Below are 18,569 nucleotides of genomic sequence, written 5' to 3' on the forward strand. Positions count from 1 at the left end.
CGAAGGGGCCCGTCCAGACGATCAATTAATCAAGTAGCCGGACGAATGCACTTGATCAACGACTGCAACGAATACCCCAACCGCGGCGCCAGCGCTTCGGCGCGGGCAATCAAGCCGTCCATGTCCAGTTCCTGATCCAGCTCCGACGGCACGATCAGAATCACGTTGCCCTCCTTCACCGGCAGCTCCCAGTAATGTCGGTGGTACAAACCGCGTAACAAGGCGGCGCCCAAGGGTTTGCCATCGTCGGTAGCCCACTGATTGATGACCAGCCAGCCGCCCGGATTCAATCGCTTCTGGCAGTTTTCCAGAAAGCTCCAGGCCAGATGTCCGACACCCGGACCGACGTCGGTATAAAGGTCGACGAAAATCAGATCGGCCGATTCGGCGGTGTCCAGCAGCTCCAGCGCATCGCCAACGCGGATGTACAGGCGCGGATCGTCATCCAGCCCCAGATATTCAATGGCCAGGCGCGGTACGTCCGGACGTAGTTCGATGGCTTCGACATCTTCCAGCGGCAGGAACTTGAGGCAGGCTTGGGTCAGCGTTCCGGCGCCAAGACCAAGAAACAGCGCACTTTCCGGTTGCTCGTGGCACAGCGCACCGATCAGCATCGCCCGGGTGTAGTCGTACTCGAGCCAGCTCGGGTCGGCCGTGAACACGCAGCTTTGCTCGATGGCATCACCGAACTCGAGAAAACGGTAATCGGCCACTTCCAGCACGCGAATCACGCCGAACTCGTCCTGTACCTCGGCGAGCAGATGCTCGACGCGCTCCTCAGTCATTTCATCTCCTGATCGTCACCGGGACCGGCAACGCAATAACACCGCCTGTAGAGAGCGGCAAAGGCGAGATTGTCGGCGAAGCGACGGGAACAGGTCACGCACTAATTTGCTGATAACATGGACGTCCGAGCGAAAACACTAGAGACCGTGATGAGCCAACCCTGGAGCCCTGACAGCTGGCGCGCCCTGCCGATCCAGCAACAACCCCGATACCCTGACGCCGCGCATTTGCAGCAGGTCGAGCAGACCCTGGCCAGCTATCCGCCACTGGTGTTTGCCGGTGAAGCCCGGGAGTTGCGCCGTCAGTTTGCCGAAGTGACCCAGGGCCGCGCGTTTCTGTTGCAGGGCGGTGATTGCGCCGAAAGCTTCGCCGAGTTCTCCGCGGCGAAAATCCGCGACACCTTCAAGGTGTTGTTGCAGATGGCGATTGTAATGACCTTTGCCGCCGGCTGCCCGGTGGTCAAGGTCGGGCGCATGGCCGGGCAATTCGCCAAACCGCGTTCGGCCAACGACGAAACCATCGATGGCGTGACCCTGCCCGCCTACCGTGGCGACATCGTCAACGGCATCGGTTTCGACGAAAAAAGCCGCGTGCCGGACCCGGAACGCCTGCTGCAGTCCTATCACCAGTCCACCGCCACCCTGAACCTGTTGCGCGCGTTCGCCCAGGGCGGGTTTGCCGATCTGCATCAGGTGCACAAGTGGAACCTGGACTTCATTGCCAACTCGGCGCTGGCGGAAAAGTACAGCCACCTGGCCGACCGCATCGATGAAACCCTGGCGTTCATGCGCGCCTGCGGCATGGACAGTTCGCCGCAGTTGCGCGAAACCAGTTTCTTCACCGCCCACGAAGCGCTGCTGCTGAACTACGAAGAAGCCTTCGTACGTCGCGACAGCCTGACCAACGACTACTACGACTGCTCGGCCCACATGCTGTGGATCGGCGACCGCACCCGCCAGCTCGACGGCGCCCACGTCGAATTCCTGCGCGGGGTGAACAACCCGATCGGGGTCAAGGTCGGCCCGAGCATGAACCCCGACGACCTGATTCGCTTGATCGACGTGCTCAACCCGCAGAACGATCCGGGCCGCCTGAACCTGATCGCGCGGATGGGCGCGAACAAGGTCGGCGATCACTTGCCGCAGCTGATCCGCGCCGTCCAGCGTGAAGGCAAGCAGGTGCTGTGGAGTTCCGACCCGATGCACGGCAACACCATCAAGGCCAGCAGCGGCTACAAGACCCGCGACTTCGCGCAGATCCTTGGCGAGGTGAAGCAGTTCTTCCAGGTGCACGAAGCCGAAGGCAGTTATGCCGGGGGTATCCACATCGAAATGACCGGGCAGAACGTGACCGAGTGCATCGGTGGTGCGCGGCCGATTACCGAGGATGGCTTGTCGGATCGCTACCACACCCATTGCGACCCGCGGATGAATGCCGATCAGTCGCTGGAGCTGGCGTTTTTGATTGCCGAGACACTGAAGCAGGTTCGGCGCTAAATCCCGGCGTCTTCATCGCGAGCAGGTCGGATCGCCGCACCGTCGCTCCCACATTGGACAGCGTTCCCCTGTGGGAGCGAGCCTGCTCGCGAAGAGGCCAGCTCAGCCACCCTCAATCTGTGCCAACGCCACCCGCAACCTTGCCGCACTCGCCCGCGGGCAATTCAGCTGAACCTGCGCCAGCCCCAGCCAATCCGCCATCTGCCGCAGATTGGCCGCCAACGCCAGCATCCCCTCCTCATCCAGCCCCGCGTCCTCTTCATGCACCGCATGCACGGCCAAACGGCCCGCCGCCCGTTCGGCGCGCAGGTCCACCCGTGCAGCAATCCGCTCGTTGTGCAAAAACGGCAGGACGTAATAGCCGTACACCCGCTTGTCTTGCGGCGTGTAGATCTCCAGTCGATAGCGGAAATCAAACAGCCGCTCGGTCCGGCTGCGCTCCCAGACCAGCGAATCGAACGGCGAGAGCAATGCACTGGCGACGACTTTGCGCGGCACTTTTGGCTCGGCCAGACAATAGGCCGGTTGCCGCCAGCCCTGAACTTCGCAAGCCAGCAATTCCCCGGCCTCGACCAACTCGGCCAAACGTGAGCGGCTGTCCGCAAGGTTCAAGCGGAAATAATCACGCAAGTCCTTCTCCGTACCGACCCCCAAGGCCGTTGCCGCATGCCGCAACAGGCCGCGCTGGGCGTCTTCTTCACTCAGGGCGGGGTGCGCAAGCACCGCCCGGGGAATCACCCGCTCCGGCAGATCGTAGAGCCTTTCGAATCCGCGCCGTCCGGCAACGGTCACTTCACCGGCAGCGAACAACCATTCCAGCGCATGCTTTTCCGCGCTCCAGTCCCACCAGGGACCGGCCCGTTCCTGACGGGTCGACAGACTTCCGGCACCCAACGCGCCCTGCTCCTCGACCGAAGCCAGCACCCGACGAATCGTGTCCTGCTGCTCACGGCCAAAGCGCGCCAATTGTTGATAAATGTCTTCGCCACGGCTCGCACGCTGCATGCGCCAACGCATCAGGGGGTACATGGAAAGTGGCAATAACGAGGCTTCATGACCCCAATACTCGAACAACGTACGGCGCCGGCCCTGACTCCAGGCCGCCTGGTCGAGCAAATCGGAGGAATAATTGCCTAGGCGGGAAAACAGCGGAAGGTAGTGCGAACGCACCAGTGCATTGACCGAATCGATCTGCAGAATGCCCAGCCGTTCGATCAGGCGATTGAGCGCAACAGCCTTGATCGCCGCTGGCGGCGACCGCCCGTTGAACCCTTGGGCGGCCAGCGCCAGACGCCGAGCCTGTTTGAGGGTAAAGGACAATGTTGCGGGCATGGGTGCCTCCTTGTCTGCTCGCAACCTACCTCACCGGTAAGGGGTTTGTGTAGCGTGGCATTCATCATTTATGCATCGGGTCATTCCAGAACGGTTTGATCGACTCGTTCTCCACATCCGCACGGCTCATGCCGATGTCCTTGAGCGCTTCGTCGCTCAAGCTCGCCAGCAGTTCGCGCTCGCGGTGCAGTTCGTACCAGCGGCCGACCTTGTGCAGCAGATCGGATATCACGTGAATCGAGTGTTTTTCTGATCCCTGGAACTCGTGTTGACCTTTCATCTTGTTGCCCTCCGTTTGGATGGCTCCAGTCTCGCGCCGGGTCTAAGATCAATCCAACGAATGTTTCTGATGTCACATATCTCGGAGATTGATGGATGTCCGCCTACCCGAGTATCGATACCGAAGTGTTGCGCACCTTCGTCGCCATCGCCGACCAAGGCGGCTTTACCCGAGCCGGCGAAATCGTCAACCGCACCCAGTCAGCCGTTAGCATGCAGATGAAACGACTGGAAGAAGATGTACTGCAGCGCCAGTTGTTCCAGCGTGACGGGCGGCAGGTGCGGCTGACGGCCGAGGGCCAGGTGTTGCTCGGCTATGCGCGACGCATCCTCAAGCTGCACAGCGAAGTGTTCAACACCTTGCGTGAACCCGACATGGTCGGCACCGTGCGCATCGGCACGCCGGACGATTATGTGATGCGATTCCTCCCGGGGATTCTGCGCCGGTTTGCCCAGTCTTACCCGCTGATTCAGATAGAAGTGCACTGCGAATCATCAAAACAACTGTTGATGCGCCAGGACCTCGACCTGTCTATCGTCACCCGCGAACCGGGCAGCGAAATCGGCCAGTTGTTGCGCAAGGAACGTTTTGTCTGGGCCGAAGCGCAATGCTACAGCGCTCATGAGCAGACGCCGCTGCCACTGGCGATGTTCAACAGTGATTGCTTCTGCCGTCTGTGGGCCTGCAATGCCCTGGATGCCCGGGGGCGCGATTACCGGGTGGCGTACAACAGCGACAGCCTGTCGGCGATCATGGCGGTGGTCAGCGCCGGCCTGGCCGTCACGGCGCAACTTGAAAGCCTGATCACCGCGGACATGCGCATCCTCGGTGAGGCCGAGGACCTGCCGCTGCTGCCCGAAGCCAGCATCATGCTCGTGCGCAACCTGCATAACCCGTCACCCATCACCGAGTGCCTGGCCGAGCACATCGTCGAAGGCTTCAAACTTTAAAGGCGAGCATCACCGCACAGAACACCAGGAACCCGCAAAACAACCCGCGCAGCAGCCGCTCCGGCAATGCGTGGGCAACCTTCACGCCCCAACTGATGCTCATCAACCCACCGACCGCCAAGGGTAAGCCGATCACCCAGCTGACCTGATGGTGCACGGCGTAAGTCACCAGCGTCACCCCGGTACTCGGCAAGGCCAGCGCCAACGACAACCCCTGCGCAACCACCTGGCTGGTGCCGAACAGACTGGTCAGCACCGGCGTCGCCACCACCGCGCCCCCCACGCCGAACAACCCGCCCATCGTGCCGGATGCAGCGCCAAGCACGCCCAGCCAGGGCCATGAGTAGTTCATCTGCGAAGCCGCCGGGGTGCTGGCGGCGAACATGCGAACGAGGTTGTACGCCGACAGCGCGATCAGAAAGGCGACAAAGCCTATGCGCATGGTTTGTGCATCAATGCCCACCGCCCAGATCGATCCGAGCCAGGCGAAGCAGAACCCCATGATGGCCAGCGGTAACGCGTGGCGCAGTTCGATCCGGTTGCGCTGATGATAGCGCCACAGCGCCAGCATCACGTTCGGTACCACCATCACCAGCGCCGTGCCTTGGGCAATCTGCTGATCGAGTCCGAACAGCACGCCCAGCAGCGGAATGGCGATCAGGCCGCCGCCGATGCCAAACAACCCGCCGAGCGTGCCCAACGCAGCGCCGAACACCAGATATATCAAGAACTCAATCACAGCATTTTCCCCGTTGCCGTCAGGCCTTTGATCCTACGCAGTTGCTTCTGGCGCGGAAACGCACAGCAACGCACAATGGCTGTGCCAAATTCGCACAGGCGCAAACCTGCCATGAACCCCAATCAACTGACCGACCAACTGGCCTTGTTCCTCGACGTGCTGGAAACCGGCAGTTTTTCCGCCGCCTCGCGCCGTCATCCGCTGACCCCTTCGGCCGTGGCACGACGTATCGACAGCCTGGAAAATGCAGTCGGCAGTCAGCTGTTCCTGCGCAGCACTCATGCGGTACGCGCCACCCCGGCGGGATTGGCCTTTGCCGAGCGCGCACGGCGGATCGTCGCCGAGTTGCGCCTGGCCCGGGCCGAGGCTGTGTCCCTGAGCAGCGCGCCGGAAGGCCTGATTCGTATCGATGCGCCGGCAGCCTTTGGGCGCCGGCACCTGGCACCGGTGATCGCCGACTTCCTGATGCTCTACCCCGGGCTCGATGTGCAACTGCACTTGATCGACAGCTTCGTCGACATGCAGGGCCTGAACCTCGGCAAGGTCGATCTGGTGTTGCGCGCCGGGCAATTGGCCGACACCCGGCTGGTGGCCACGCCACTGGCGAGCATGGTGCGTATCGCCTGCGCCAGCCCTGATTATTTGCGGCGTCGCGGCGTGCCGACCGAGCCGTCACAACTGATTGAACACGATGGACTCGACTGGGATGGCCTGGCCCCGCCCTTCGCCTGGCGTTTCGAGCGCGACGGGCAAATGCAGTTGCACCGGCCGGCGCGGATCCGCATGAGCGCCAACAATGCCGAGGCACTGGTGTGCGGCGCATTGGCCGGACTGGGTATCGCGCATCTGCCGACCTGGCTGGCCAGCGAGTACCTGTTGCGGGGAGAGTTGCTGCTGCTGTTCTGCGACAGCGGCCTGCCGAAACCGGAAAGCGCCGGCATCTATGCCTTGCGCCTGGAACAGCAGCCCAACTCCCGCAGTCGCTTGTTGCTGGAGTACCTGAAAACCCGCTTCAGCCCGGTTCCGCCTTGGGATCTGGTGTTGCAAACCCATTTGCAACGGCTCTGAGCAAAATTATCTGGCGCATTAAAGATTCGCCCGCTAGATTCTTGAGATCACAGATCAAGGCTTCGACATGACCACCGAGCGCAACACCCCGGACAACTGCGACAACCTGCTGCTGGACAATCAGGCCTGCTTCGCCCTGCATTCCACTTCGCTGATGATGACCAAGGTCTACAAACCCTTGCTGCAAGCGCTGGGTCTGACCTACCCGCAATACCTGGCGATGATGGTGCTGTGGGAAAGGGACGGTTTGACCGTAGGTGAAATCAGCACGCGGTTGCTGACCGATCCTGGCTCGTTGACGCCACTGCTCAAGCGCCTGGAAGCCGAAGGCCTGCTCAGCCGGACCCGCAGCCGGGAGGATGAGCGGGTGGTGATCGTCGAACTCACCGAACAGGGCCGAGCGTTGCGCGACAAGGCCCGCGATATTCCCCAGTGCATCCTCGGCGCCAGCGGGATGACCGTGGAGCGCCTGCAAAACCTGCAAGCGGAGCTGCAGGAGCTGCGTCGTCACCTGCAAGACAGCCTGTAATTTCAAGGCCAACACAAATCCCCTGTGGGAGCGGGCTTGCTCGCGAATGCAGAGTGTCAGTCGACTAGTATTTGACTGATACGCCGCATTCGCGAGCAAGCCCGCTCCCACATTCGTTTTGCGGAATACCAGAAATCGGGCTCGCACCTTCCTCCTGAAAAATTCTGCTGGAAAATCCCCATTCAACAGCTCTAACTCAACGCTTTCGACCAAGACGATCCCTCCCGCCCTGTGGTTTTTTCGGATTTCTTCAAAAAATTATATTGCGCACTAAACATTAGCGCGATACATTCACTTCGCACTTACTTAGCGCGCAAACATTTAGCGCAAAACAAACCAAACCCTGAACGAGGCTTTCACCATGCAAACTCTCTACACCGCAATCGCAACTTCCACCGGTGGCCGTGACGGTCGTGCGGTTTCCAGCGACAACATCCTCGACGTCAAGCTCGCCACGCCGAAAGAACTCGGCGGTGCCGGCGGTGCAGCCACCAACCCTGAGCAATTGTTCGCCGCCGGCTACTCCGCCTGCTTCATCGGTGCCCTGAAATTCGTGGCCAGCCAGACCAAGCGCAGCATCCCCAACGACGCTTCGATCACCGCCCACGTCGGCATCGGCCAGATCCCGGGCGGCTTCGGTCTGGACATCGACCTGCACATCAGCCTGCCGGGTCTTGAACAAGCCGATGCACAGGCACTGGTCGACGCAGCCCACCAGGTCTGCCCGTACTCCAACGCCACCCGTGGCAACGTCGATGTGCGTCTGCACGTAACCGTCTAAGCGCTGACTACCCAGGCCCGAACAGGAAACGAACATGAACACTTTCAGCAAAGTCTTGACCGGTACCCTTCTCGCCTTGTCCATCAGCAACGCGTTCGCAGGTACCGGGGTTGAACACAACACCCAGGCATTCCTCGATGTGCTGAACGCCGGAACCGGCAAACCGATGGAGCAGATGACGCCCACCGAGGCCCGCGCCGTTCTGGTAGGCGCGCAGTCCGGGGTGAAGCTGACGCTGCCAAAAGCCGATGTCAGCCAGAAGACCATTCAAGTCGACGGCCAACCGATCAGCCTGACCATCGTCCGGCCGGCCGGGGTCAAGGGTGAGCTGCCGGTGTTCATGTTCTTCCACGGCGGTGGTTGGGTACTGGGGGACTTCCCGACCCACGAGCGGCTGGTGCGTGACCTGGTGACGGGTTCGGGTGCAGCGGCGGTGTTCGTGAACTACACGCCGTCGCCGGAAGCGCATTACCCGGTGGCGATCAACCAGGCTTACGCCGCGACCCGATGGGTGGCCGAGCACGGTAAAGAGATCAACGTCGATGGGCAACGCCTGGCGGTAGCCGGCAACAGTGTCGGCGGCAACATGGCGGCGGTAGTTGCGCTGATGGCCAAGGACAAGGGCACACCGGCGATCAGGTTCCAGGTGCTGTTGTGGCCGGTGACTGATGCCAACTTCGAAACGGCGTCCTACAACCAGTTCGCCGAAGGGCACTTCCTCACCAGGAACATGATGAAGTGGTTCTGGGACAACTACACCACCGACGCCAATCAGCGGAACGAGATCTACGCCTCGCCACTGCGCGCGACCACCGCCCAGTTGAAAGGACTGCCTCCAGCGCTGGTGCAGACCGCCGGTGCCGACGTGTTACGTGACGAAGGCGAAGCCTACGCCCGCAAACTGGACGAGGCCGGTGTGCCGGTGACCTCGGTGCGCTATAACGGCCTGATCCACGACTACGGTTTGCTCAACGTGGTGAGCCAGGTGCCAGCGGTGCGTTCGGCGATGCTGCAGGCTTCGCAAGAGCTCAAGGAACACCTGAAATAAAAACTGTGGGAGCGAGCTTGCTCGCGATAGCGGACTGTCAGGCAACATCTTTGTTGAATGGTCGGACGCCATCGCGAGCAAGCTCGCTCCCACAAGGTTTCTGGTTGAACCAGAAATCGCAGGTACAAAAAAGCCCGACTCAATGGTCGGGCTTTTTCATTCCTGAAGCTGTGCTTATTTGGCACGGCCTTTGTAGGAACCGCCTTCGCGGGTATCGATCTCGATCATGTCGCCGATTTCGATGAAGTCAGCAACCGACAGTTCGGTACCGTTCTTCAGTTTGGCAGGCTTCATTACCTTGCCGGAAGTGTCGCCGCGAGCGGAACCTTCGGTGTAGTCAACCTGACGCACGATGGTGGTCGGCAGCTCTACGGAAACCAGACGCTCTTCGAAGAAGATCGCTTCGCAAACATCGGTCATGCCTTCTTCAACGAAAGGCAGAACGGCTTCGATGTCTTCAGCGTTCAGCTCGTACATGGTGTAGTCGGTGGTGTCCATGAACGTGTAGGTGTCGCCGCTGATGAAGGACAGGGTCGCTTCTTTGCGGTCGAGGATTACGTCGTCCAGTTTGTCGTCGGCGCTGTAAACGATCTCGGTCTTGTAACCGGTCAGCAGGTTCTTCAGCTTGGTCTTCATGATCGCGCTGTTACGACCGGACTTGGTGAATTCAGCTTTCTGAACCAGCCAAGGATCGTTTTCGAGACGAATCACGGTCCCGGGTTTCAGTTCTTTACCAGTTTTCATTGCGAATATCCGAATTTGGATGGGATTTACAAAAATCTAGGCCGCGTATCATATCCAATTTCCATAAAACTGTACCAGCGCCGTGGCAAGATCGGCCTGCAAGGCCTGTTCCAGACACCACGTCTCGGCGTGTTTTTCCAGCTCTGGCCAGTGTTTACGGGTGAGTTGCCAGTGGTCGGCTATTTTTTCACCAGCGTTCCACGCCCGCCAAAGACCGCTGATCGCCTCCCGCGCAGGCGCAGATAACCCCTTTACATAGAGTTCGAGGAAGGCTTCGAGCTTGTCCAGGTGGATGTCTTCTTCCTGCCGGTAAATGTGCCAGAGAAATGGCCGGCCAGCCCATTGAGCGCGCACGAAGGAATCTTCGCCGCGCACGGCATTAAAATCGCAGCACCACAGCAACCCGTCGTATTGATCCTGGCGGACGAATGGCAGCACCTGCACGGTCAAGGCATCCCGCACATGCACGGCACCGGCCGCCAAACCCTGCACACCGAGCCAACGCTCGACGTCGCCGAGAATCCGCCCTTCCGGCACCAGCAGATGAGTGGTCGTCGAATCGCCTGCCATCCCATCGAGCCAACTGGCCAAACCGGTGTTTTCGTAGGCAAACAATGAGATCAGCTGTGCGCCGGGCGCAGGATCAATCCCCATACCTTGCAGGAATTCTCTTTGAGCCTGCGGGTTTTGCTGAAATTGCCGACGCCGTTCCAGCAACCCTCGCTCACGCAGCAGTCCGCCGGTGCCCTTCTGGAACCCCGGGAAGAAAAAGAACTTCTGTACGCTTTTGTACTTCACCGAGGGCAAGCCGTGGCAGCCGATCACCCATTCCTCGGCGCTCAGATAGTCGAGGTTCATCCACAGCGGCGGCTTTTCCCGTTCGACCATGGCGTCCATATAGGCGCTCGGCAATTGGCAGGCAAAGGCAGCAATCACCACATCGGCGGCTTCGGTCGGCTGCCACTCGGCGGGCCATTGGCGCACTTCGACGTCGTGCTGCCACTGCTGCACAGCGTGGATGTCGATTTCCGGGCACAGGCGCTCGAACGCTCGCAGGTCATCGACCCATAGACGCACTGCCAGCCCATGTTCGGCCACCAGTTGCCGGGCCAGTCGCCAGGTCACGCCGATGTCGCCGAAGTTGTCGACCACGGTGCAAAAAATATCCCAGCGGGTTTTCATTTCAGGCATTCCAGGCTCCCGTTGGCAAAGGCGCCGATTGTCCGCATAAATTACCCCGTGCAGAAGAGCCGACGGCGATTATTCTTCATGCGACAATCGCCACTCGCCAGTGACCATTCGCCAAGAGGCAATCATGCCCCACCGCCCCACTCCACGCCGATCCTTCCCGATCAGCCTCAACGCCCTGCAACTGACCGGCAGCATCGCCCTCGGCATGTGGTTGGGATTCATTGCCATCGTGCTGACCTGCTGGCTCGCTTCGCGCCTTCTGTTCAGCGAACAATTGGCACCTGTGGCGGCAGCTGTGGAACAACTGGCCAAACCACCGGTGGTGGCTCAACCGATGCCGAACATTCCGCCACAGAGCCCGCTGTTCGAGCAATATGAAGAAAACCTGCGCAAGAACGAGCAGCAGCAACGGCTCGATCAGGCACGCGGCAGCAGTCGCAACCTGGCCAACCCGAACTGTCAGTTCTGGCTGCAACAGGACCGGACTGCACCCAGCGAAAAAAGCCGCGCCAACGTCCTGCAATTCTGCGATTGATCATGAATAAGCATACCGTCCACCAACTGATTCTCGACAAGCTGCGGATCGATCTCGACATCGCCGAACGGGCCGCGCAAACCGCCTACGAAACGGCGACCCATGAAGAAAACATCGCCGAGAACAAGTACGACACCCTGGGGCTGGAAGCGTCCTATCTCGCAGCCGGGCAAGCCAGGCGGGTCGAAGAGATTCGCCATTCACTGAGCCTCTGCCAGAACCTCGCCCTGCGCCCGTATGACGATCAGCGGGGCATCGAAGTGGGCGCGCTGCTCGGGCTCGAGGACGAAAAGGGGCGCGAACAATGGCTGTTTCTCGCCCCCGATGCAGCCGGGCTGAAGGTCGATCTGGTGGGGCAACTGATAACCGTCATCACCCCCCGCTCACCGCTGGGTAGAAGCCTGCTGGGCAAGTTCGAGGGCGATGAGGTGGAGATTCTGGTGGCGGGCGCTCGGCAACAGTTCGCTGTCACCGAGGTGGTTTGACCGGCAGCAAACGCTATTAGTGAACGGGCAGTTCGACGCCGTCGAACAGCTCTTCCAGTTCCTGTTTGTTGTGGCATTGAATGGCCTTGGCCATGACTTCGCGGGTCAGGTGCGGCGCGAACTTCTCGATGAAGTCGCACATGAAGCCCCGCAGGAAGGTGCCGCGACGGAAGCCGATCTTGGTCACGCTGGACTCGAACAGTTCGCTGGCGTCGAGTACCACCAGGTCGCTGTCGAGTTTGCTGTCAACGGCCATTTTCGCCACGATGCCCACCCCCAGACCCAGGCGAACATAGGTCTTGATCACGTCGGCGTCGGCAGCGGTGAACACCACTTTCGGCGTCAGGCCGCGATGGCTGAAGGCTTCGTCGAGTTTCGAACGGCCGGTAAAACCGAACACGTACGTCACGATCGGGTATTCGGCCAGCGCTTCGAGGGTCAGTTTCGACAGCTTGGTCAGCGGGTGGCCCTGAGGCACGACCACGCAACGGTTCCAGCGGTAGCACGGCATCATCACCAGGTCGCCGAACAGTTCGAGCGCTTCGGTGGCAATAGCGAAATCCACGGTGCCGTCAGCGGCCATTTCGGCGATTTGCATCGGCGATCCCTGGTGCATGTGCAGGGCCACATCGGGGTATTGCTTGATAAAACTGCTGATCACCGGCGGCAACGCATAACGCGCCTGGGTGTGAGTGGTGGCAATCGACAGGGTGCCTTTCTTCTCGTTGGAGAACTCCTGGGCGATCTGCTTGATGCTTTCAACCTTGCGCAGAATTTCGCCGGCGGTGGTGATGATGCGCTCGCCGGCCGGGGTAACGCGGGTCAGGTGCTTGCCGCTGCGGGCAAAAACCTCGACGCCCAGTTCGTCTTCCAGCAGACGGATCTGCTTGCTGATGCCGGGTTGAGAGGTGTAAAGGCTTTGGGCTGTAGCGGAAACGTTGAGGTCGTGGTGCGCCACTTCCCAGATGTAGCGCAATTGTTGAAGCTTCATATGAATCCCTCAAAGCAGGTAGACGCCACGGGCATCAGCGACGGTATATAACTATATTAATGGCTCGAAGAATAAATCTAGAACTTTTTTATCAGATTGCCATTATTCGTGTCCTAGCGGTCCCCTTGACGACGACGTTGCACCAGCGGCACCAGATAGACCGGCACCTTGGACAGTTGCAACACGCGGGCGGCGGTTCGCCCCAAAGGCGTTTCCGCACCGGCACCGTGGCTGTGACTACCTACGATCAACAAATCCACGGAGAGTTTCTGCGCCTGGTCCAGAATCACCTGCGATGGGTCGCCTTGCAGCACCCGCACCGCCTGAATCCGCTCCAGGTCGTGCTCGCCTTCATCCCCCAACTCTTCACGAAAACTGTCGAGCACCCGCTGCTCGATACTGGCAATCACCGTATTCAGGCCCTGGCTGTGAAACTCGTTCAGCGCCTGTTCATCGAGATAACTTTGCAGCACCGATTCGGCAAACAACCCCATGGGTTCAACCGCATGCACGACATACAAACTGGCATTGAAGGTCCTGGCCAGTTCCAGGGCATGCTGCATCACCACGGGCGCGTACAGGCCAAGGTCAGTGGCATACAGCATCGAACGAATCATATGACCTCCTCGACTGCCAACATGGCGGAGATTTGATTCAGCTTAGCAGTGCCTTGGCGACTACGGCGTCCGGCGCAACGCATTGAACGGTGGGCTTAAACCTTTTGCTCGTTGCTTATGCCATGGGGTACATGACCGGTGGCGACGACTTCACGGGCCAATTCGCAGTGGCCGGCCTGATCGTCGAAAAACACGTCGGCCGCGAAGGCTTCGAGAAAGGCCGATTTGGTCAGGCCGCCGAGGAATAGCGACTCGTCGAGACGGATGTCCCATTCGCGCAACGTGCGAATGACCCGCTCATGGGCCGGCGCCGATCGCGCCGTGACCAGCGCAGTACGGATCGGGCAGGCGTCCTCCGGGAACTCACGCTGCAACAGGTTGAGGGCCGCGAGAAACCCTTTGAACGGCCCACCGCGCAACGGCTCGCGGGCGGCCTCACGCTCGCTGGCCTGGAACGCTTCCAGACCACCGGCCTGATAAATGCGCTCCGACTCATCGGAAAACAGCACCGCGTCTCCATCGAAGGCAATGCGCAACTCGTCGCTGGCCGCACGGCTGGCGCCGCCCGACAGAATGGTCGCGGCCGCGAACCCGGCGTCCAGTGCATTGCGTACGTCTTCGGCGTGGGTCGAGAGAAACAGGTCGCAGCCAAAGGCCTTGAGGTAGGGATACGGACTGCGCCCGCCGACAAAGGCTGCACGGGAAATCGCCAGTCCGTAGTGGTCAATCGAGTTGAACACCCGCAGCCCGGTGTCGGCGCTGTTGCGCGACACCAGAATCACCTCGACCCGGGCGCGGCCGAGGCTGTTGTTGAGGTTCAGGAGTTTCTGCACCAACGGGAAGGCATCGCCGGGTTCGAGGATTTCGTCTTCATGTTCGATCTGATATTGCCGGTAGGCTTCGACCCCACTCGACAGGTAGACCTTGTGGCTTTCGCTCAGGTCGAACAGCGCCCGCGAAGAAATCGCCAGCACCAGCTTGTCGTCAATTGCCTTTGGCATGCCCTTCCCCCTCAGGTCGGTCTACTCAGGTGTTGCGTCGATCAATGAAACTCAAGCTGCGATACAAGGCCTCGATGCGTGGCATCTCACACCCGGCTGCCTTCGCCGCCGCCAAAGGCCGGGCGTAGATCGCGGCCAGTTCCAGCGGTCGCTTGTGCAAGTAATCGTGGTACATGCTCGGCCAGTAGTCGGGCATTTTCTCGGTCACCATGAACAAATGCTCGGCATACCCTGCCGGTACGTCGTGCCCGCAGGCGATTGCCCCTTGCACCACTTCAGCCATCAGCGCCTTGATCAGCTCGCGACTGTCGGCATCGGCCATCAACGGCGTGGTGCTCGCCCCCAGCAAAACCGAGAGACCGTTGTAAGGGATATTCCAGACCAGTTTTTGCCAACGCGCCTGATGTAAATTCGCCATGGCCTGTGAATCGAGGCCGGCGCTGCGAAACAGTCCGACGCCCTCCTCGACAATCGCGCTGCGTGCCGGCCCATCAGCGGGACCGCTGTGATAACCCACATGCACCGCGCCCAGCGCCTGATGGGTAATGACGCCCGGCGCCTCGCGATGGACGCAGATGTAGCAGAGCCCTCCGAGCACATGCAGCGAATCGGGGAGCAACTCGCGCAGGCTGTCTTCGACGTCCAGGCCATTTTGCAACAGCAGTACCTTGGCGTTAGGTGCCGCCGCCTGCAGGATGGCGGGTGCCAGGTCGGCGTTGCTGGTAGTTTTCGCGCCCACCAGCAGCCAGTTGCAGGGCGGCATGTCTTCAGCGTTGGAATAAGCCTGCACCGGATTCAGTTTCAGCGCGCCGTGGGGCGCGCTGTCGACTTGCAACCCGTGCTCGGTTACGGCGGAAAACTCGCTGCGCAGCAGAAAATGCACATCAAAACCGGCACGCGCCAGCATCACCCCGTAGAAACCACCGATTGCGCCGGTCCCGATAATGCCGATCGTCGGCCTGGCAACTGTTCCCATCATGGCAACTCCTCTGCTGTTCGACTCAGCGCCTGGCGCACGGCCCGATTGAGCTCGGTGTCGGTCAGGCGCGATTTCAGTGCTCCAAAGAATTCGCCGTCGCGAACGACAAACAGCGCCGGCAAGTGAAAGACCTGATAACGCTCGACCACCCCGCCGTTGTTGCCGGCATCGATCCAGCACAGTCGATCGACTGCCAGGTCGAGTGTCGGCAATTGCTCGCGGGCAAAACGGCAACTGGCGCAGCCGACACTGGTGAAAATGACCAGCGATACACCGCTCATCGCCAGCAGCCGTTGGTCGACGTCAAAATCGGTCAGTTCCAATTCGACCACTATACTGGAGGGAACAATGTCAGATGGCCGACACATGGAGTCTGTGTTCATGGGACGATTCATTCCTCACCCTGACGATGTGCCCGTCGAGTTAACGTTGCTGAAACCTGAGTGTCTTTCGCGACGACAGTTGCACACTATCAGTCTCGGGGGCATGGCTTGCAATTATCACCGCGCGTGGCGCCACGGCACGGCGCTGGAGGTACGCATGCCGACCGTGAACCCGGACATGCGCTACCTGGGCTATGTGGCCTGGTGCCTGCGGCGCAAACGCGGTTATCTGGTGGGCATCGCCTTCGTCGACGAACAAACGCTGTTCAGCGCCCGAATGGGCGAGCAGGTGTGCCAGATCGAACGCTACTGCCGCCTGCATGACGCCCACGAAGACCTGCAGGATATCCAGGCCCTGGCCCTCGAATGGGTCCAGGAGCATGCCGACGAGTTCTCTCACGATTCGGTGCGCAAGGCTTTTGCGCAACCGGTGCTGGAATAGAGGCGTTCTTGATCGGTTTGCCCCTCATGGCAGGGAAACTGACTGCGAAACCCCACCAAACCGGCGTCTGCCCATTGTCGAGCCACGGTGTAACGCGCTAAGGTTCGGCTCCCCGACGCGCTTAATTTGCTGTGCTCCGCCGCGCGGGTTCGCTGGCGGCCGGCACCCGTGACCTGACGAGTAAACGATGGCTGATTTACCGATCAACGACCTAAACGTCGCCTCCAACGAGACACTGATCACTCCCGATCAGCTCAAGCGCGATATTCCCCTGAGCGACGCCGCACTGCGCACCGTCACCAAGGGCCGCGAAGTCATTCGCAACATTCTGGATGGCACCGACCATCGCCTGTTCGTCGTCATCGGGCCTTGCTCGATCCACGACATCAAGGCCGCCCACGAATATGCCGAGCGCCTGAAGGTTCTCGCTGCCGAAGTGTCCGATACCCTGTATCTGGTCATGCGCGTGTATTTCGAGAAGCCACGTACCACCGTCGGCTGGAAAGGCTTGATCAACGACCCGTACCTGGACGACTCGTTCAAGATCCAGGACGGCTTGCACATCGGTCGCCAGTTGCTGCTCGACCTGGCCGAAAAAGGCCTGCCGACCGCCACCGAAGCCCTCGACCCGATCTCCCCGCAGTATTTGCAGGACCTGATCAGCTGGTCGGCCATCGGCGCGCGCACCACCGAATCCCAGACTCACCGTGAAATGGCCTCCGGCCTGTCCTCGGCCGTTGGCTTCAAGAACGGCACCGATGGTGGCCTGACCGTGGCGATCAACGCCCTGCAGTCGGTTTCAAGCCCGCACCGCTTCCTGGGCATCAACCAGGAAGGTGGCGTGTCGATCGTGACCACCAAGGGCAATGCCTACGGTCACGTGGTGCTGCGCGGCGGCAACGGCAAGCCGAACTACGATTCGGTCAGCGTTGCGCTCTGCGAGCAGGCGCTGAACAAGGCGAAGATCAAGCCGAACATCATGGTCGATTGCAGCCACGCCAACTCCAACAAGGATCCGGCCCTGCAACCGCTGGTGATGGAGAACGTCGCCAACCAGATCCTCGAAGGCAACAAGTCGATCATTGGCCTGATGGTAGAAAGCCACCTGAACTGGGGCGCCCAGGCGATCCCGAAAGACCTCGCCGACCTGCAGTACGGCGTGTCGATCACCGACGCCTGCATCGACTGGACCGCGACCGAAAACACCTTGCGCAGCATGCATGCCAAGCTCAAGGATGTGCTGCCTAAACGCGATCGCAGCTGATCTGCCTGAGTGGTTGCTTAAAAAGCGCACAAAAAAAACGCCGGGCTGAACCCGGCGTTTTTTTATGCGTTCGTTTTGTTGAAGGTCACTGGCTCAGCTTGGCCGCATGCCGCTGGTGACGCTCCATGTAGCGCTCGACGTAGGAGCACGATGGAATGACGGTGTAGCCCATTTCGTCAGCGTACTCCAGCGCCTTCTCGGTCAAGGCTGCCGCAATACCGCGACCACGCAATGCGTTGGGCACGAAGGTGCGATAGATATCCAGGGTCTGTTTCCCCAGATCCATATAGGTCAGATAGGCACGATGACCGTCCACATTGGTCTCGAACTGATGACCAGCCTGGTCATGGTGGATGGACAACGCCTCGCTCATCACTACTCCTCGCGGGTCTGGAATTCCGACCCCTACCTTACCGATGTTTTTCCGGCGAAGGAACATCTACGCCACCCCGTGCCTGTATGGACACCGAGAAGAGCTGCACCGATCTCGCGCTACCGAGCACGTACAAATAGTAGGCACCATTGGCAGAAATGCTCAAGGTGCGCTCGTCATCGTGCGGGTTGGCGGGTGCTGCTCCGGATCACGCAGGATTGGCTCGACCGAAGATCACTCGGGGTCGATAGCCTGTACATTGCCGGATGTTGAGACTTAAGACGAGCGCCCGTTGTTAAAGTCACCTGAACATCGAGAAAGATATTGAGAGGCGCCACACAAAAGCCGAACAAAAGTGTAGACGAATCCATGTAGGCGGACTTTAGCCAGACTGAAAAACAGCGCCGTGCCACAGGAACTTTTTCTCATCGGCTCGCTCAGCCACGGGCCTTGCAGCTGGATATTTTTTAAACAATTCAGTTAAAAGTTGCTCGAAAAAGAATCAACGCCTACAATTTTTTTTGCTTCTTGCGTCACGTCAGTTTTACTTACTAC

Annotated in this window: 22 protein-coding genes; 10 read left to right on the forward strand and 12 right to left on the reverse strand. The window is 60.1% G+C overall.

The features are described from left to right. Positions 1-29 precede the first annotated feature (29 nt). A complete protein-coding gene (locus AC3IT9_RS21050; RefSeq protein ID WP_150726295.1) occupies positions 30-785 on the reverse strand; it encodes a spermidine synthase in 756 nt (251 codons plus the stop codon). 150 nt (positions 786-935) lie between these two features. Here AC3IT9_RS21050 and AC3IT9_RS21055 point away from each other — a divergent pair, with 150 nt between their 5' ends. After that, positions 936-2,282 (forward strand): class II 3-deoxy-7-phosphoheptulonate synthase, encoded by a 1,347-nt coding sequence (locus tag AC3IT9_RS21055; RefSeq protein WP_150759484.1) that lies wholly within the window; start codon positions 936-938, stop codon positions 2,280-2,282. Positions 2,283-2,384: 102 nt separating this feature from the next. Here AC3IT9_RS21055 and AC3IT9_RS21060 read toward each other — a convergent pair whose 3' ends face one another. Next, entirely contained in the window at positions 2,385-3,614 is a 1,230-nt protein-coding gene (locus AC3IT9_RS21060) for a winged helix-turn-helix domain-containing protein (RefSeq protein ID WP_150759485.1), read from the reverse strand. A gap of 64 nt (positions 3,615-3,678) precedes the next feature. Then, on the reverse strand, positions 3,679-3,894 hold the full coding sequence (locus tag AC3IT9_RS21065) for a DUF1127 domain-containing protein (RefSeq protein ID WP_008049076.1): 216 nt from the start codon (positions 3,892-3,894) through the stop codon (positions 3,679-3,681). A 95-nt stretch (positions 3,895-3,989) separates the two neighbouring features. Between AC3IT9_RS21065 and AC3IT9_RS21070 the strand changes: the two genes are divergently transcribed. Further along, positions 3,990-4,844 (forward strand): LysR substrate-binding domain-containing protein, encoded by an 855-nt coding sequence (locus AC3IT9_RS21070; RefSeq protein WP_150726292.1) that lies wholly within the window; start codon positions 3,990-3,992, stop codon positions 4,842-4,844. On the opposite strand, the gene AC3IT9_RS21075 is transcribed toward AC3IT9_RS21070, so the two are convergent. Further along, positions 4,834-5,583 carry a sulfite exporter TauE/SafE family protein gene (locus tag AC3IT9_RS21075; protein ID WP_150759486.1) on the reverse strand — a complete coding sequence of 250 codons (750 nt, stop codon included), beginning with the start codon at positions 5,581-5,583 and terminating at the stop codon, positions 4,834-4,836. The genes AC3IT9_RS21070 and AC3IT9_RS21075 overlap by 11 nt on opposite strands. Positions 5,584-5,694: 111 nt before the next feature. Here AC3IT9_RS21075 and AC3IT9_RS21080 point away from each other — a divergent pair, with 111 nt between their 5' ends. The 4 genes from AC3IT9_RS21080 (at position 5,695) to AC3IT9_RS21095 (ending at position 9,009) form a co-directional block, all read left to right on the forward strand. Next, complete coding sequence (locus tag AC3IT9_RS21080; protein WP_489270937.1) at positions 5,695-6,651, forward strand: LysR family transcriptional regulator; 957 nt, start codon at positions 5,695-5,697, stop codon at positions 6,649-6,651. A gap of 67 nt (positions 6,652-6,718) precedes the next feature. Beyond that, complete coding sequence (locus tag AC3IT9_RS21085; protein ID WP_489270939.1) at positions 6,719-7,180, forward strand: MarR family winged helix-turn-helix transcriptional regulator; 462 nt, start codon at positions 6,719-6,721, stop codon at positions 7,178-7,180. A 361-nt stretch (positions 7,181-7,541) separates the two neighbouring features. After that, on the forward strand, positions 7,542-7,961 hold the full coding sequence (locus AC3IT9_RS21090) for an organic hydroperoxide resistance protein (RefSeq protein WP_046031808.1): 420 nt from the start codon (positions 7,542-7,544) through the stop codon (positions 7,959-7,961). Positions 7,962-7,995: 34 nt separating this feature from the next. Further along, positions 7,996-9,009 carry an alpha/beta hydrolase gene (locus AC3IT9_RS21095; RefSeq protein WP_489270940.1) on the forward strand — a complete coding sequence of 338 codons (1,014 nt, stop codon included), beginning with the start codon at positions 7,996-7,998 and terminating at the stop codon, positions 9,007-9,009. 174 nt (positions 9,010-9,183) lie between these two features. Here the strand turns inward: AC3IT9_RS21095 and AC3IT9_RS21100 are convergent, their stop codons facing one another. Together AC3IT9_RS21100 and earP are read right to left on the reverse strand one after the other, a co-directional pair. Beyond that, entirely contained in the window at positions 9,184-9,753 is a 570-nt protein-coding gene (locus tag AC3IT9_RS21100; RefSeq protein ID WP_007943632.1) for an elongation factor P, read from the reverse strand. A gap of 48 nt (positions 9,754-9,801) precedes the next feature. Beyond that, positions 9,802-10,944 carry an elongation factor P maturation arginine rhamnosyltransferase EarP gene (earP, locus tag AC3IT9_RS21105; protein WP_150726286.1) on the reverse strand — a complete coding sequence of 381 codons (1,143 nt, stop codon included), beginning with the start codon at positions 10,942-10,944 and terminating at the stop codon, positions 9,802-9,804. Between the two features lie 124 nt (positions 10,945-11,068). Here earP and AC3IT9_RS21110 point away from each other — a divergent pair, with 124 nt between their 5' ends. Continuing rightward, entirely contained in the window at positions 11,069-11,479 is a 411-nt protein-coding gene (locus AC3IT9_RS21110) for a hypothetical protein (protein ID WP_150759490.1), read from the forward strand. Between the two features lie 2 nt (positions 11,480-11,481). Then, positions 11,482-11,964, forward strand: a complete 483-nt coding sequence (locus tag AC3IT9_RS21115; protein WP_489270942.1) for a GreA/GreB family elongation factor — start codon at positions 11,482-11,484, stop codon at positions 11,962-11,964. Between the two features lie 16 nt (positions 11,965-11,980). Here AC3IT9_RS21115 and cysB read toward each other — a convergent pair whose 3' ends face one another. From cysB to AC3IT9_RS21140, 5 genes are all read right to left on the reverse strand, one after another. Further along, the gene (cysB, locus tag AC3IT9_RS21120) at positions 11,981-12,955 is read right to left on the reverse strand and encodes an HTH-type transcriptional regulator CysB (RefSeq protein WP_150726283.1); all 975 of its coding nucleotides are present in this window, start codon (positions 12,953-12,955) and stop codon (positions 11,981-11,983) included. Between the two features lie 113 nt (positions 12,956-13,068). Then, positions 13,069-13,572, reverse strand: a complete 504-nt coding sequence (locus AC3IT9_RS21125) for a universal stress protein (RefSeq protein ID WP_056727114.1) — start codon at positions 13,570-13,572, stop codon at positions 13,069-13,071. 95 nt (positions 13,573-13,667) lie between these two features. Then, the gene (locus AC3IT9_RS21130) at positions 13,668-14,573 is read right to left on the reverse strand and encodes a 5'-nucleotidase (RefSeq protein ID WP_110659447.1); all 906 of its coding nucleotides are present in this window, start codon (positions 14,571-14,573) and stop codon (positions 13,668-13,670) included. A gap of 25 nt (positions 14,574-14,598) precedes the next feature. Beyond that, positions 14,599-15,552, reverse strand: coding sequence for a putative 2-dehydropantoate 2-reductase (locus AC3IT9_RS21135; RefSeq protein WP_150759492.1), 954 nt, complete (start codon positions 15,550-15,552; stop codon positions 14,599-14,601). Further along, positions 15,549-15,935 carry a thioredoxin family protein gene (locus AC3IT9_RS21140; protein WP_150726281.1) on the reverse strand — a complete coding sequence of 129 codons (387 nt, stop codon included), beginning with the start codon at positions 15,933-15,935 and terminating at the stop codon, positions 15,549-15,551. Before AC3IT9_RS21140 ends, AC3IT9_RS21135 begins: the two co-directional genes overlap by 4 nt. Here AC3IT9_RS21140 and AC3IT9_RS21145 point away from each other — a divergent pair. Together AC3IT9_RS21145 and AC3IT9_RS21150 are read left to right on the forward strand one after the other, a co-directional pair. Then, positions 15,934-16,377, forward strand: coding sequence for a PilZ domain-containing protein (locus tag AC3IT9_RS21145; RefSeq protein ID WP_150726280.1), 444 nt, complete (start codon positions 15,934-15,936; stop codon positions 16,375-16,377). The genes AC3IT9_RS21140 and AC3IT9_RS21145 overlap by 2 nt on opposite strands. Positions 16,378-16,564: 187 nt before the next feature. Further along, positions 16,565-17,641 (forward strand): 3-deoxy-7-phosphoheptulonate synthase, encoded by a 1,077-nt coding sequence (locus AC3IT9_RS21150; protein WP_007973561.1) that lies wholly within the window; start codon positions 16,565-16,567, stop codon positions 17,639-17,641. A gap of 85 nt (positions 17,642-17,726) precedes the next feature. Here AC3IT9_RS21150 and AC3IT9_RS21155 read toward each other — a convergent pair whose 3' ends face one another. Beyond that, positions 17,727-18,014 (reverse strand): GNAT family N-acetyltransferase, encoded by a 288-nt coding sequence (locus tag AC3IT9_RS21155; protein ID WP_007973562.1) that lies wholly within the window; start codon positions 18,012-18,014, stop codon positions 17,727-17,729. Positions 18,015-18,569: the final 555 nt, after the last annotated feature.

This window comes from Pseudomonas sp. KH_046_1 (assembly GCF_057839025.1).

Bases quoted from the DNA above. Each gene is read 5' to 3' on its own strand.
- AC3IT9_RS21060 (WP_150759485.1), bottom strand. From the start codon at position 3,614: ATGCCCGCAACATTGTCCTTTACCCTCAAACAGGCTCGGCGTCTGGCG.
- AC3IT9_RS21090 (WP_046031808.1), top strand. From the start codon at position 7,542: ATGCAAACTCTCTACACCGCAATCGCAACTTCCACCGGTGGCCGTGAC.
- AC3IT9_RS21110 (WP_150759490.1), top strand. From the start codon at position 11,069: ATGCCCCACCGCCCCACTCCACGCCGATCCTTCCCGATCAGCCTCAAC.
- AC3IT9_RS21115 (WP_489270942.1), top strand. From the start codon at position 11,482: ATGAATAAGCATACCGTCCACCAACTGATTCTCGACAAGCTGCGGATC.
- AC3IT9_RS21135 (WP_150759492.1), bottom strand. From the start codon at position 15,552: ATGATGGGAACAGTTGCCAGGCCGACGATCGGCATTATCGGGACCGGC.
- AC3IT9_RS21085 (WP_489270939.1), top strand. From the start codon at position 6,719: ATGACCACCGAGCGCAACACCCCGGACAACTGCGACAACCTGCTGCTG.
- AC3IT9_RS21145 (WP_150726280.1), top strand. From the start codon at position 15,934: ATGGGACGATTCATTCCTCACCCTGACGATGTGCCCGTCGAGTTAACG.
- AC3IT9_RS21055 (WP_150759484.1), top strand. From the start codon at position 936: ATGAGCCAACCCTGGAGCCCTGACAGCTGGCGCGCCCTGCCGATCCAG.
- AC3IT9_RS21070 (WP_150726292.1), top strand. From the start codon at position 3,990: ATGTCCGCCTACCCGAGTATCGATACCGAAGTGTTGCGCACCTTCGTC.
- AC3IT9_RS21130 (WP_110659447.1), bottom strand. From the start codon at position 14,573: ATGCCAAAGGCAATTGACGACAAGCTGGTGCTGGCGATTTCTTCGCGG.
- AC3IT9_RS21155 (WP_007973562.1), bottom strand. From the start codon at position 18,014: ATGAGCGAGGCGTTGTCCATCCACCATGACCAGGCTGGTCATCAGTTC.
- AC3IT9_RS21100 (WP_007943632.1), bottom strand. From the start codon at position 9,753: ATGAAAACTGGTAAAGAACTGAAACCCGGGACCGTGATTCGTCTCGAA.
- earP (WP_150726286.1), bottom strand. From the start codon at position 10,944: ATGCCTGAAATGAAAACCCGCTGGGATATTTTTTGCACCGTGGTCGAC.
- cysB (WP_150726283.1), bottom strand. From the start codon at position 12,955: ATGAAGCTTCAACAATTGCGCTACATCTGGGAAGTGGCGCACCACGAC.
- AC3IT9_RS21065 (WP_008049076.1), bottom strand. From the start codon at position 3,894: ATGAAAGGTCAACACGAGTTCCAGGGATCAGAAAAACACTCGATTCAC.
- AC3IT9_RS21095 (WP_489270940.1), top strand. From the start codon at position 7,996: ATGAACACTTTCAGCAAAGTCTTGACCGGTACCCTTCTCGCCTTGTCC.
- AC3IT9_RS21140 (WP_150726281.1), bottom strand. From the start codon at position 15,935: ATGAACACAGACTCCATGTGTCGGCCATCTGACATTGTTCCCTCCAGT.
- AC3IT9_RS21150 (WP_007973561.1), top strand. From the start codon at position 16,565: ATGGCTGATTTACCGATCAACGACCTAAACGTCGCCTCCAACGAGACA.
- AC3IT9_RS21050 (WP_150726295.1), bottom strand. From the start codon at position 785: ATGACTGAGGAGCGCGTCGAGCATCTGCTCGCCGAGGTACAGGACGAG.
- AC3IT9_RS21080 (WP_489270937.1), top strand. From the start codon at position 5,695: ATGAACCCCAATCAACTGACCGACCAACTGGCCTTGTTCCTCGACGTG.
- AC3IT9_RS21125 (WP_056727114.1), bottom strand. From the start codon at position 13,572: ATGATTCGTTCGATGCTGTATGCCACTGACCTTGGCCTGTACGCGCCC.